This window comes from Streptomyces sp. NPDC005799 (assembly GCF_040630525.1).
GTDB classification, from domain to species: Bacteria; Actinomycetota; Actinomycetes; order Streptomycetales; family Streptomycetaceae; genus Streptomyces; species Streptomyces griseorubiginosus_B.
Map to the genome: position 1 here is coordinate 147,986 of NZ_JBEXXQ010000017.1, position 13,033 is coordinate 161,018.

The following is a 13,033-nucleotide window of genomic DNA, read 5'->3' on the forward strand; positions in this document are numbered from 1 at the left end:
GTTATTGGGAAGGACGGCCCACGCCATGCCCGCAGATCTCGCCGTCATCGGACTCGGCCCGTTCGGCCTGCCCCTGGCCCAGGCGGCCGTGGCCGCGGGCATCCCCACGCTCGGTTACCGCACCGGGCCGGAGCCCGGCTCCCTCAGCCCCGCCGAACTGCGCCGGATGCTCTCGGGGGGCTTCCGGCACGCCACCAGCCCCGCCGAGCTGGGCCGCGTCCGCACCGCGGTCATCTGCGCGCCGACCCCGCCCGGCCCGGACGGCGGTCTCGACCTCACCCAGGTGGAGGCGGCGGCCCGCACCCTGGCCGCCCACCTGCGCCCGCACACCACGGTCATCCTCGAGTCGGCGGTCCCCCCGGGCACCACGGAGAACCTGCTCCGCCCGATCCTCGAAGAGGGTTCACGGCTGCGCGCGGGGCGCGATTTCCACCTCGCCTACTCCCCCAGCCGGGTGGACCCCGGCAACCGCGACGTCACGCCCGCCGGCACCCCCAAGGTGATCGGCGGCCTCACCCCCGCCTGCACCGAGTCGGCCGCGGCCTTCTACGGCCGCCTCACCGACAAGGTGGTACGCGCGCGTGGCCTGCGCGAAGCGGAGACGGTCCAGCTCCTGGAGACGAATTTCCGGCACGTCAACATCGCCCTGGTCAACGAGATGGCCGTCCTCTGCCACGACCTCGGCGTCGACCTCTGGGACGTGATCCGCTGCGCCGAGACCAAGCCGTTCGGCTTCCACGCCTTCCGCCCCGGCCCCGGCGTCGGCGGCCACGCCGTCCCCCAGGACCTGACCGTCCCCGCCGGCCGCACCCTGCGCATGGTCGAACTGGCCCAGCAGGTCAACAGCCAGATGCCGCGTTACGTCGTCCAGCGCGCGGCCACGCTCCTGAACGAACACGGCAAGTCCGCGCGCGGCGCCCGCGTCCTCCTGCTCGGCGTCACCTACAAGCCCGACCTCGCCGACCAACAGGCCACCCCCGCGCGCGAGATCGCCGTCCGCCTGATGGAGCTGGGCGCCTCCGTCAGCTACCACGACCCGCACGTCCCGTCCTGGAACGTCCTCGACCGTCCGGTCCCGCGCGCCGACTCCCTCTACGAGGCTGCCGCCGACGCCGACCTGACGATCCTGCTCCAGCACCACCGCACGTACGACCTCCAGGGCCTGTCGGTGAAGGCCCAGCTGCTCCTCGACACGCGCGGGGCGGCACCGACGGGGGCGGCGCACCGGCTCTGACGGCAAATTCACTGGTGGCCGTGTCAGTCCTGCCTGTTAGTCTCCCCTCACTCGTCGCACAGTCGTGCGCACGTTTCTCCGCTTCACCATTCCGCTCGTTCCATCCCGTGGGGGGATTTCTGTCATGAGCCAGTCAGCTCCACCGCCGCAGCATCCGTCGGCGCAGCCGGAGGCCCAGTCCCAGCCGCAGCCGCAGCCGCAGCCGGTCGACGGCAACCCGTACGCGCAGCAGCAGACCGACGGCGCTCCGTACGCCCCGCAGCCGGGCGCCGTACCGCCGCCTCCGGCACCGGGGGTCCCGTACGGGGCCGTCCCCGCTCCCGTTCCGGCGCGGAACAACGTCGGCCTCGGTCTGATGGCCGCCGCCGTCGCCGCCGTGGTCGCCGCCGGTGTCTACGGCGCGGTCATCGGCCTGACCAAGCACGAGATCGGCTGGGCAGCGGTCGGTGTCGGCTTCCTGGTCGGCCTCGCCGCGGGCCGTCTCGGCGGCCGCAACCCCGTGCTGCCGGTCGCGAGCGCGGCGCTGTCCCTCGGCTCCGTCTACATCGGCCAGCTGGTGGGCGAGGCGATGATCGGCGCCAAGGAGACGGGGCTCAGCTTCAGCGAACTGTTCTTCCAGCACTTCGACGTCGTCCAGGCGGCCTGGAAGGCGGACGCCGACCCGCTGACGTTCGTGTTCTTCGCGATCGCCGCGTACGTCGCCTTCACGGGGGCCAAGAAGGCTGCGCTCTGACACTGCCGATGCGCGGCGGAGGGGCGGCGCGTCGGTGGTGAAGGGGGGCGCGTGGGTGCGTCGGGCTTCGGGGCTGGTGGCACGGGGGGGGCGCGGCGCGGGTACCTTACGGAGACAGGTGGAGCCGGTCGCAGCGGGAACTGCGGCAGGCTCGTGGATGGATCACGGAGAGTCCGCCCCTGGTCCTCGTGGGGACGGCCGCTCACCATCACACCCACTGGGTGGAGCCCACCGCAGGGGCTAGCTGCGGCAGACTCCTGGATGGTTCACGGAGTGTCCGCCCCTAAATTGCGTGGGGGCGGCCGCTCACCATCCGAAAATCCGCAAGATCCACCTCCTCCGGCACTTCACCATCCACAGACGGATCCGATCCCAGCGAGTGGGCTTGCGGTGACGTCCCATGGACGCCCCTTCCACGACACCGCCCAGTAGCCCGGTGAGACGGTCCGTCGGAAATCGGGCCGGGCCCCGAGGAGCGGGGTCCGGAACCAAGTCCTTGGAAGGGGGCGCTCCAGCAACTTGGGGCGCCGATACGGACGTTGTCGTCCCCGACCCGGCTGACCAGCCCGTATCTGCCCCGAACGCAACCGCACGCCCCCACACCACCCCACGCGCCCCGCAAGCCAGGCACACGAAAGGGGGCCGGTCACCCGTCAGGCGACCGGCCCCCTTCCCGTCGTAACCCCTACCGCTTGTGCTGCGAGTCCGCCACCGTCACCTCGACCCGCTGGAACTCCTTCAGCTCGCTGTACCCGGTCGTGGCCATCGCCCGACGCAGCGCGCCGAAGAAGTTCATGGAGCCGTCGGGGGTGTGCGAGGGGCCCGTCAGGACCTCCTCGATCGTGCCGACCGTGCCGAGATCGACCTTCTTGCCGCGCGGCAGCTCCTCGTTGACGGCCTCCATGCCCCAGTGGTGGCCGCGGCCCGGCGCGTCGGTCGCGCGCGCGAGCGGGGAGCCCATCATCACCGAGTCGGCACCGCAGGCGATCGCCTTCGGCAGGTCGCCGGACCAGCCCACGCCACCGTCCGCGATGACGTGCACGTACCGGCCGCCGGACTCGTCCATGTAGTCGCGCCGGGCCGCCGCCACGTCCGCGACCGCGGTCGCCATCGGCACCTGGATGCCCAGCACGTTGCGCGTGGTGTGCGCCGCGCCGCCGCCGAAGCCGACGAGCACGCCCGCCGCGCCCGTGCGCATCAGGTGCAGGGCCGCCGTGTACGTGGCGCAGCCGCCGACGATCACCGGGACGTCGAGCTCGTAGATGAACTGCTTCAGGTTGAGCGGCTCGTGCGAGCCGGAGACGTGCTCCGCCGAGACCGTCGTACCGCGGATGACGAAGATGTCGACACCCGCGTCCACGACCGCCTTGGAGAACTGGGCCGTGCGCTGCGGGGAGAGCGCGGCGGCCGTGACCACGCCGGAGTCGCGCACCTCCTTGATGCGCGCGCCGATCAGCTCCTCCTTGATGGGGGCGGAGTAGATCTCCTGGAGACGGCGGGTGGCCGTGTCCGCGTCCAGCTCGACGATCTCGTCGAGCAGCGGCTGCGGGTCCTCGTGCCGCGTCCACAGGCCCTCGAGGTTCAGGACGCCGAGGCCGCCGAGCTCGCCGATGCGGATCGCGGTGGCCGGGGAGACGACCGAGTCCATGGGGGCGGCCAGGAAGGGCAGCTCGAAGCGGTAGGCGTCGATCTGCCAGGCGATCGAGACCTCCTTCGGGTCCCGCGTACGGCGGCTGGGGACGACGGCGATGTCGTCGAAGGCGTACGCCCGGCGGCCGCGCTTGCCGCGCCCGATCTCGATCTCAGTCACGTCTGTGGCCTTTCCCTGATGCGTTTCAGCGTCTTCCAGTATCGCCGACGGGTACGACAAGGGCGGCCCCGGATGCTTCCGGGGCCGCCCCTCGTACGCCTGTCGCCTACTTGCTGCTGTAGTTCGGCGCCTCGACCGTCATCTGGATGTCGTGCGGGTGGCTCTCCTTCAGGCCCGCGGAGGTGATCCGTACGAAGCGGCCCTTGGACTCCATCTCGTCGATGGTGGCCGCGCCCACGTAGCCCATGGTCTGGCGCAGACCGCCGACGAGCTGGTGCAGGACGCTGGAGAGCGGGCCGCGGTAGGGCACCTGGCCCTCGATGCCCTCGGGCACGAGCTTGTCGTCGGAGGCGACCTCGGCCTGGAAGTAGCGGTCCTTCGAGTACGACTTGCCCTGGCCGCGGGACTGCATGGCGCCGAGCGAGCCCATGCCGCGGTACGACTTGAACTGCTTGCCGTTGATGAACTGCAGCTCGCCGGGCGACTCCTCGCAGCCCGCGAGCAGCGAGCCCAGCATCACCGTGTCGGCGCCGGCGGCCAGCGCCTTGCCGATGTCGCCGGAGTACTGCAGGCCGCCGTCGCCGATGAGCGGGATGCCGGCCGGACGGGCGGCGAGGGAGGCCTCGTAGATGGCGGTGACCTGCGGGACACCGATGCCGGCGACCACGCGCGTGGTGCAGATGGAGCCGGGGCCCACACCGACCTTGATGCCGTCGACACCGGCGTCGATCAGCGCCTGGGCGCCGTCGCGGGTGGCGACGTTGCCGCCGATCACGTCGACGTTCACGCTGGACTTGATCTTCGACATCCAGCTGAGCGCGTTGCTGTTGTGGCCGTGCGAGGTGTCGACGACCAGGAAGTCCACGCCGGCCTCGGCCAGCGCCTGGGCGCGCTCCAGCGCCTCGGGGCTCGCGCCGACCGCGGCACCGACCAGCAGCCGGCCCTCCGAGTCCTTGGCGGCGTTCGGGTACTTCTCGGCCTTGACGAAGTCCTTGACGGTGATCAGACCCTTGAGGACCCCCGCCGCGTCGACCAGCGGAAGCTTCTCGATCTTGTGGCGGCGCAGCAGCTCCATGGCGTCCACACCGGAGATGCCGACCTTGCCGGTGACCAGCGGCATCGGCGTCATGACCTCACGCACCTGGCGGCTGCGGTCGCTCTCGAAGGCCATGTCACGGTTGGTGACGATGCCCAGGAGCTTGCCGGCCGGGTCGGTGACGGGGACACCGCTGATGCGGAACTTGGCGCACAGCGCGTCCGCGTCGGCGAGGGTGGCCTCCGGGTGCACCGTGATGGGGTCGGTGACCATGCCGGACTCGGACCGCTTGACCAGGTCGACCTGGTTGACCTGGTCCTCGACCGAGAGGTTGCGGTGCAGCACGCCGACGCCGCCGAGGCGGGCCATCGCGATGGCCATGCGGGACTCGGTCACCTTGTCCATCGCCGCCGACAGCAGCGGGATGTTGACCCGGACGTTGCGCGAGATGCGGGACGAGGTGTCGACCGCGTTGGGGAGGACCTCGGAGGCTCCCGGCAGCAGCAGCACGTCGTCGTAGGTCAGCCCGAGTGTCGCGAATTTACCGGGCACTCCGTCGACGTTCGCAGTCATGACACCTTCCCCAAATGGCCTTGATCGGTGCGGATGTCCATGCTAGCGGGAAGCAGGGCCGTCGAATTCCACGGTTCCGCGTGACCTCGGGCTTCGTATGTTCGTACGGAATCCCCGAGCGGCCTGTTCAAGAAAGGCGCCGACTTCGGGAAAGCCGCCGACCGCCCAGGAATTACTGTTCCGCCAGTGCCCTGAGCCGGCTCAGGGCCCGGTGCTGCGCCACCCGGACCGCGCCGGGTGACATTCCCAACATCTGACCTGTCTCCTCGGCCGTGAGCCCCACCGCGATACGCAGCAGCAACAGCTCCCGCTGGTTCTCCGGCAGGTTGGCCAGCAGTTTCTTGGCCCATTCGGCGTCGCTGCTGAGCAGCGCGCGCTCCTCGGGGCCCAGCGAGTCGTCCGGCCGCTCCGGCATCTCGTCGGACGGGACCGCCGTCGAACCAGGGTGCCGCATCGCCGCCCGCTGCAGGTCGGCGACCTTGTGCGCGGCGATGGCGAAGACGAACGCCTCGAAAGGACGGCCGGTGTCCCGGTAGCGCGGCAGCGCGAGCAGGACCGCGACGCAGACCTCCTGCGCGAGGTCCTCCACGAAGTGCCGGGCGTCTCCCGGCAGCCGGGACAGCCGGGTACGGCAGTACCGCAGCGCCAGCGGGTGGACATGGGCGAGCAGGTCGTGCGTGGCCTGCTCGTCCCCGTCCACCGCGCGATGGACGAGTGCACCGATCGCCCCTGCGGCGTTCGCCGCCTCGTCGTCGCGCATCGGTCCATGGTGCCTTGCGGCCGTGCGGTCCGTGGCACCGCGTCCGTTGTTGTGCACCGAAGCGTTATGAGCAGGTGCGCCGGAACTCATCTCCTGCGCCCTCCCCTTCCGCTCGACCGACTCGTCCCCGAGAGACTCCACACCTTCAAGGATGCGGCATCCGCGCCGAAACGAGCAGCGGGCACCAAGGGGACTACTTGACCAACCTCGCCGACCGCGCCCCTGAAGGGGCGCGGGGCTGCATCAACCTGCGGTTACCGCCGCGTGGGCGCGACCAGCCCCACCGAACCCGCAGCCGCCGACGACACAAGGCGGCACCCCGGTGGGCCTAACGAACCAGACCCCACCGGAAGCCAAGTGCCACCGCGTGCGCCCGGTCGGACGCACCCAGCTTCTTGAACAACCGCCGCGCGTGCGTCTTCACGGTGTCTTCGGACAGGAACAGCTCCCGCCCGATCTCCGCGTTGGACCGCCCGTGGCTCATCCCTTCGAGCACCTGGATCTCCCGCGCGGTGAGCGTCGGCGCCGCCCCCATCTCGGCGGACCGCAGCCGCCGCGGGGCGAGCCGCCAGGTCGGGTCGGCGAGCGCCTGGGTCACCGTCGCGCGCAACTCCGCGCGGGAGGCGTCCTTGTGGAGGTAGCCCCGCGCCCCGGCGGCGACCGCGAGAGCGACACCGTCCAGGTCCTCGGCGACGGTCAGCATGATGATGCGCGCGCCGGGGTCGGCGGACAGCAGCCGGCGCACGGTCTCGACGCCGCCCAGTCCGGGCATGCGTACGTCCATCAGGATCAGGTCCGAGCGGTCGGCGCCCCAGCGGCGGAGGACTTCCTCGCCGTTGGCCGCGGTCGTCACGCGCTCGACGCCGGGCACGGTCGCGACCGCGCGGCGGAGCGCCTCTCGGGCAAGCGGGGAGTCGTCGCAGACGAGGACGGATGTCATGGCCGCCCTCCGCAGCTGATGCACGTCACCTTGAGCCTCCAGGCTGGTACGAAATCGTCACCTGTGCGGTCGACTGTCTCGGACACTAGCCCGAGCACTTCTTGTTTCAACCGCCTCCGCACTCTCAACGACGGTCACTCGAAAGAGTTACGGGGCCGTGTGCCATCTTCGGCACTCTACGTGAGGGAGCGGACACGGTGCAGACACGCGGGGCCGACCCTCAACGTTTCATCACAACCAGCGCCCCATTCAGCCCTATTTCTTCCCATCTGCTGGTGTCTGAGGCTAGATTCGCAATGAGTCATATTTTCATCTCCTTAGATGAGAGATGTACGGTCGTGGGCACCGTATCCGCTCAGAACGGCTACAAGGGGTCACGTAATGGCAGATTTCTCCCGCCTTCCCGGACCGAACGCGGACCTGTGGGACTGGCAGCTGCTGGCTGCCTGTCGCGGGGTGGACAGCTCGCTCTTCTTCCATCCGGAGGGCGAGCGAGGCGCGGCCCGGAGCGCTCGTGAGAACTCGGCCAAGGAGGTCTGCATGAGGTGCCCCGTGCGCGCGCAGTGCGCGGCGCACGCGCTGGCGGTGAGGGAGCCGTACGGCGTGTGGGGCGGCCTGACCGAGGACGAGCGCGAAGAACTCATGGGGCGGGCGCGGAACCGGCTGGTGTCGGCGGGGGCCACTGGCGCGGGCAGCGCCTCGAACAACTGAAGGAACGTTTCGGCATTCCAGGTTCCCGAGCTCCCGGACCCAGAGCTCCCGATATGAAGGGCACGCACGCGTGCCCTTCTTTTCTCGCCCCCGCGCGTGCTCGCCGTCGAGCAGCCGCGGGTCACGGCTGCCGGGTGGCCGCGTGCGCGAGGTGGTCCAGGGTGGCCGCGACGGCCGGCACCTGGGCGAGATCCGGCAGCGTCAGCGCCACGATCTCCCGCCGCACCGCGGGCCGCAACGTCAGCACCCGCGCGTGGCGCGGCCGCACGGACTCGATGGCGAGCTGCGGCAGTACCGCGACGCCCAGACCGGCGCCCACCAGACCGACCACGGCCGGGTAGTCGTCGGTCGCGAAGTCGATCCGCGGGGTGAACCCGGCGCCCTCGCACACCTCCACCAACTGTCCGCGGCAGCGCGGGCATCCGGCGATCCACGGCTCGTCCGCGAGCTCCCCGATGGCCACGGAACCGGCGCCCGCGAGCCGGTGCCCCTCCGGTACGAGCCCGACGAGCCGGTCGCTCAGCAGCGGCCGTACGACGAGGTCGTCCCACTCCCCCTCCTGGCCGCCCGCCGCGCCCTCGTACCGGAAGGCGAGCGCCACGTCGCACTCGCCCTCACGCAGCATCTCCACCGACGCGGGCGGTTCGGCCTCCTCGAGGGAGACCCGGGTGCCGGGGTGGGCGGCGCGCAGGGCCGCGAGCGCGGCCGGTACGAGGGTGGAACTGCCGCTGGGGAACGACACGAGCCGTACCCGCCCGGCGCGCAGGCCCGCGATGGCGGCGATCTCCTCCTCGGCGGCGGTGAGCCCGGCGAGGATGGTGCCGGCGTGCCGGACGAGCGCCTCGCCCGCCTGGGTGAGCCGCATCTCGCGTCCGCTGCGGACGAGCAGCGGGGTGCCGACGGACGCCTCCAGCGCCTTCATCTGCTGGCTGACCGCGGGCTGGGTGCAGCCCAGTGCGCGTCCGGCCGCCGAGAAGGAGCCGGTGGTGGCGACGGCGCGCAGGACACGGAGATGACGGGCCTCGATCACCCTTCGAGGATAAGCGATGGATAAGCGAGGCTTTGGTACGGCGCCGAATAATCGGTCGACGCTTTGAGATCCGGCGGCCTACCGTTCCGTCATGAGGCTTCTGTCGGTGAATCTGGGCAGCGCGCGGGCCGTGCCGTACACGGACAACCCCGAGGGGGTGACCGGTATCGACAAGCGACCGGTGGCGGGGCCGGTGCGGGTGGCCGCGCCCGGGCCCAAGGGCGTCGGCGGGAGCGGGCTGGCCGGGGACGCGGTGTGCAAGCGGCAGCACCACGGCGGGGACGACCAGGCGGTGTACGCCATGGCGCGCGAGGACCTGGACGGCTGGGAACGCGAGCTGGCGCGTCCGCTGGCGAACGGCTTCTTCGGCGAGAACCTCACCACCGAGGGCCTGGACGTCTCGGGCGCGCTGATCGGCGAGCGGTGGCGGATCGGGGACCGGGTCGTGCTGGAGGTGACCTGCGGGCGGATCCCGTGCGGCACCTTCCAGGGCCATATGGGTGAGCGGGGGTGGGTGAAGCGGTTCACGCGGAAGGGCGCGCCCGGGGCGTACCTGCGGGTGATCGAGCCGGGCGAGATACGGTCCGGCGATCCGGTCGAGATCGTGCACCGGCCCGCCCACGACGTGACGGTGGCCCTGCAGTTCCGCGCGGTGACGACCGAACGAACCCTGCTGCCAAGGCTGTTGGCGGCCGGGGACGCACTGCATCCGGAGGTGCTGGCCGACGCGCGGAAGTACCTCGAGAAGTACGGCACCTGAACCTCCCTCACCGCCCGCCCGCGGATCGGACTCCTTGCCTCCGGGTAACTACGCTTGGGCCATGACAACGGCTCTGATTACGGGATCGACGGCGGGCATCGGCGCCGCGTTCGCGCGGCGGCTGGCGGCGGACGGACACAACCTGGTCCTGGTCGCCCGGGACACCGAGCGGCTGCACGAACAGGCGACCGAACTCCACGACCGGCACGGCGTCGAGGTGGAGGTGGTGACGGCGGACCTGGCGACGGACGACGGTATCGAGACGGTGGCCGCCCGCCTCTCCGACCGCCGGAACCCCGTCGATCTGCTGATCAACAACGCCGGCTTCGGCAACAAGGGCCACTATCTCGACGTCCCCATGGCCGACGAGCTGAAGATGCTCAAGGTCCACTGCGAGGCGGTGCTCCGGCTGACGTCGGCGGCGACGGAGGCGATGCGGGAGCGGGGCCGCGGGGGTGTCGTCAACGTCGCCTCCGTCGCCGCCTTCGTCCCGCGCGGCACCTACGGCGCGTCCAAGGCGTGGGTCGTGCAGTTCACCCAGGGCGCGGCGAAGGATCTCGCGGGCAGCGGCGTACGCCTGATGGCCCTGTGCCCCGGCTTCGTGCGCACGGAGTTCCACCAGCGGGCCGGCATGGGCACGGACAACATCCCCGGCTGGATGTGGCTCGACGCGGACAAACTGGTGGCGGCGGCGCTCGGCGATCTGGCGCGGGGAAAGTCCCTGTCGATCCCGGACCCCCGCTACAAGGCCCTGATGGGCCTCGTGAAGGTGACGCCCAGGGGGCTGCTGGGCGGGATCAGTTCCCGGACGGGACGCAAGTACGGGCCGCAGTAAAGGAGCCGACAGCAAGGGCGCCCACGGCAGGGGCGCCCACAGCAGGGCCGCCGACATGGCCCGATGACGCCGACGGGCAGAGAATGGGGGTGTTCAACGGGACCCAGGCGGACCGGAGGCAGCACCATGACCTTCGTACAGCTCATCGACTGCAGGACCAGCCGTTTCGACGACATGAACCGGCTGATGGACACATGGGTCGAGCAGACCAGGGGGAAGCGGACGGCGACGCATGCGGTGATCGGCAAGGACCACTCCGACGCGTCGCACTTCATCGAGATCGTGGAGTTCCCGTCGTACGAGGAGGCGATGCGGAACTCGAACCTGCCCGAGACGGACAAGATCTTCCGGGAGATGGTGGCTCTCTGCGAGGAGATGCCGACCTTCACGGACCTGGACGTGGTGCGGGACGAGCGGCTGTACGCGGCGAACGTACGGCGGTTCTTCGAGACGATCGCCGTCAAGGGTGATCTGCCGCCGCTCGACGACCTGATCGCCGAGAACTACCACGACCACGATCCCGCCAACGAGCAGGACACCATGGGCATGGACGCCATACGGCGGGAGATCGGCATGTGGCGGGCCGGCTTCGACTTCGCCTTCGACGTCGAGGACCAGATCGCGGACGGGGACCGGGTGTGCACCCGGTGGACCTGGCGCGGCACCCAGACGGGTGAGTTCATGGGGCTTCCCGCCACGGGGCGGAGCGTGGTGATGACCGGGGCGACCATCTTCCGGTGCGACGAGGACGGGAAGATCGTCGAGGGCTGGTGGCAGTACGACCGGCTCGGGCTGATGGCGCAGTTGGGCGCCCTGGACCAGTTGGAGCAGTAGACGCCGAAAGGCCCGGCACCCCCAGAGGGTGCCGGGCCTTCGTGCTGCGGTGCGTCAGTGGGCGTGGCCGTGACCGTGACCCGCGGCCGCCGGCTCCTCCTCTTCCTTCTTCTCGACGACCAGGGTCTCGGTCGTCAGGAGGAGGGAGGCGATGGAGGCGGCGTTCTCCAGGGCGGAACGGGTGACCTTGACCGGGTCGATGACGCCGGCCTTGACCAGGTCGCCGTACTCGCCGGTCGCGGCGTTGAAGCCCTGGCCCTTGTCGAGCTCGGCGACCTTGGAGGTGATGACGTAGCCCTCGAGGCCGGCGTTCTCGGCGATCCAGCGCAGCGGCTCGACGACCGCGCGGCGGACGACGGCGACACCGGTGGCCTCGTCGCCGGTCTTGCCGAGGGAGCCCTCGAGCACCTTGGCGGCGTGGACCAGCGCGGAGCCACCACCGGAGACGATGCCCTCCTCGACCGCGGCGCGGGTCGCGGAGATGGCGTCCTCCAGACGGTGCTTCTTCTCCTTCAGCTCCACCTCGGTGGCGGCGCCGACCTTGATCACGCACACGCCGCCGGCCAGCTTCGCGAGGCGCTCCTGGAGCTTCTCGCGGTCCCAGTCGGAGTCGGTGTTCTCGATCTCGGCCTTGATCTGGGCGACGCGGCCCGTGACGTCCTCGGAGTTGCCGGCGCCGTCGACGACCGTGGTGTCGTCCTTGGTGACGGTGACGCGGCGGGCGGAGCCCAGCACGTCCAGGCCGACCTGGTCGAGCTTGAGGCCGACCTCCTCGGAGACGACCGTGGCGCCGGTGAGGATCGCCAGGTCCTGCAGCATCGCCTTGCGGCGGTCACCGAAGCCGGGGGCCTTGACCGCGACCGCGTTGAAGGTGCCGCGGATCTTGTTGACGACCAGGGTGGACAGGGCCTCGCCCTCGACGTCCTCGGCGATGATCAGCAGCGGCTTGGAGGAGTTGGTCTGGATGACCTTCTCCAGCAGCGGCAGCAGGTCGGCGATCGAGGAGATCTTGCCCTGGTTGATCAGGATGTACGGGTCGTCGAGGACGGCCTCCATACGCTCCTGGTCGGTGACGAAGTACGGGGACAGGTAGCCCTTGTCGAAGGCCATGCCCTCGGTGAAGTCCAGCTCCAGACCGAAGGTGTTGGACTCCTCGACGGTGATGACACCGTCCTTGCCGACCTTGTCCATCGCCTCGGCGATCAGCTCGCCGACCTGCTGGTCCTGGGCGGACAGCGCGGCCACGGCGGCGATGTCGGACTTCTCGTCGATCGGGCGGGCCGTCGCGAGGAGGTCCTCGGAGATGGCGGCGACGGCGGCGTCGATGCCCTTCTTGAGCGCGGCCGGGGAGGCACCCGCGGCCACGTTCTTCAGGCCCTCGCGCACCAGCGCCTGGGCGAGCACGGTGGCGGTGGTGGTGCCGTCACCCGCGATGTCGTTGGTCTTGGTCGCCACCTCCTTCACCAGCTGCGCGCCGAGGTTCTCGTAGGGGTCCTCGACCTCGACCTCACGGGCGATGGTGACGCCGTCGTTGGTGATGGTGGGCGCGCCGAACTTCTTGTCGATGACGACGTTGCGGCCCTTGGGGCCGATCGTCACCTTGACCGTGTCGGCCAGCTTGTTGACGCCGCGCTCGAGGGCGCGACGGGCGTCCTCGTCGAACTTCAGGATCTTCGCCATGACAGCGGGAGCCCTCTCGGATCTGTGGGTTCAAAAAGACACTGCGCCCCGGGCGCCCGGCTGATTAATGGTCGCGGGGGCCAGGGGCGCAGCTCAA

General features: G+C 70.5%; 12 protein-coding genes. 6 read left to right on the forward strand and 6 right to left on the reverse strand.

Annotated features, from left to right (window positions below):
• Positions 1 to 25: 25 nt before the first annotated feature.
• Positions 26 to 1,234, forward strand: a complete 1,209-nt coding sequence (locus ABZ453_RS18915; RefSeq protein WP_359016081.1) for a nucleotide sugar dehydrogenase — start codon at positions 26 to 28, stop codon at positions 1,232 to 1,234.
• 124 nt (positions 1,235 to 1,358) lie between these two features.
• A complete protein-coding gene (locus ABZ453_RS18920; protein WP_359016082.1) occupies positions 1,359 to 1,967 on the forward strand; it encodes a hypothetical protein in 609 nt (202 codons plus the stop codon).
• Between the two features lie 685 nt (positions 1,968 to 2,652).
• On the opposite strand, the gene ABZ453_RS18925 is transcribed toward ABZ453_RS18920, so the two are convergent.
• The 4 genes from ABZ453_RS18925 to ABZ453_RS18940 form a co-directional block, all read right to left on the reverse strand.
• The gene (locus tag ABZ453_RS18925) at positions 2,653 to 3,777 is read right to left on the reverse strand and encodes a GuaB3 family IMP dehydrogenase-related protein (RefSeq protein ID WP_359016083.1); all 1,125 of its coding nucleotides are present in this window, start codon (positions 3,775 to 3,777) and stop codon (positions 2,653 to 2,655) included.
• Positions 3,778 to 3,883: 106 nt separating this feature from the next.
• A complete protein-coding gene (guaB, locus tag ABZ453_RS18930) occupies positions 3,884 to 5,386 on the reverse strand; it encodes an IMP dehydrogenase (protein WP_359016084.1) in 1,503 nt (500 codons plus the stop codon).
• Positions 5,387 to 5,558: 172 nt separating this feature from the next.
• Positions 5,559 to 6,146 carry a sigma-70 family RNA polymerase sigma factor gene (locus ABZ453_RS18935; RefSeq protein ID WP_093724548.1) on the reverse strand — a complete coding sequence of 196 codons (588 nt, stop codon included), beginning with the start codon at positions 6,144 to 6,146 and terminating at the stop codon, positions 5,559 to 5,561.
• A gap of 328 nt (positions 6,147 to 6,474) precedes the next feature.
• Complete coding sequence (locus ABZ453_RS18940; protein ID WP_003948568.1) at positions 6,475 to 7,086, reverse strand: response regulator transcription factor; 612 nt, start codon at positions 7,084 to 7,086, stop codon at positions 6,475 to 6,477.
• Between the two features lie 381 nt (positions 7,087 to 7,467).
• Here ABZ453_RS18940 and ABZ453_RS18945 point away from each other — a divergent pair, with 381 nt between their 5' ends.
• Positions 7,468 to 7,797, forward strand: a complete 330-nt coding sequence (locus ABZ453_RS18945) for a WhiB family transcriptional regulator (RefSeq protein ID WP_208779235.1) — start codon at positions 7,468 to 7,470, stop codon at positions 7,795 to 7,797.
• A gap of 121 nt (positions 7,798 to 7,918) precedes the next feature.
• Here ABZ453_RS18945 and ABZ453_RS18950 read toward each other — a convergent pair whose 3' ends face one another.
• A complete protein-coding gene (locus ABZ453_RS18950) occupies positions 7,919 to 8,827 on the reverse strand; it encodes a LysR family transcriptional regulator (RefSeq protein WP_359016085.1) in 909 nt (302 codons plus the stop codon).
• A 91-nt stretch (positions 8,828 to 8,918) separates the two neighbouring features.
• Here ABZ453_RS18950 and ABZ453_RS18955 point away from each other — a divergent pair, with 91 nt between their 5' ends.
• From ABZ453_RS18955 to ABZ453_RS18965, 3 genes are all read left to right on the forward strand, one after another.
• Positions 8,919 to 9,587: an MOSC domain-containing protein gene (locus tag ABZ453_RS18955; RefSeq protein ID WP_359016086.1), complete on the forward strand. Its 669-nt coding sequence runs from the start codon at positions 8,919 to 8,921 to the stop codon at positions 9,585 to 9,587.
• A 61-nt stretch (positions 9,588 to 9,648) separates the two neighbouring features.
• Entirely contained in the window at positions 9,649 to 10,422 is a 774-nt protein-coding gene (locus ABZ453_RS18960; RefSeq protein ID WP_359016087.1) for an SDR family oxidoreductase, read from the forward strand.
• Positions 10,423 to 10,548: 126 nt separating this feature from the next.
• Positions 10,549 to 11,256 (forward strand): ester cyclase, encoded by a 708-nt coding sequence (locus ABZ453_RS18965; RefSeq protein ID WP_359016088.1) that lies wholly within the window; start codon positions 10,549 to 10,551, stop codon positions 11,254 to 11,256.
• Positions 11,257 to 11,310: 54 nt separating this feature from the next.
• On the opposite strand, the gene groL is transcribed toward ABZ453_RS18965, so the two are convergent.
• Positions 11,311 to 12,936, reverse strand: coding sequence for a chaperonin GroEL (gene groL / locus ABZ453_RS18970; RefSeq protein WP_133043233.1), 1,626 nt, complete (start codon positions 12,934 to 12,936; stop codon positions 11,311 to 11,313).
• Between the last annotated feature and the right edge of the window lie 97 nt (positions 12,937 to 13,033).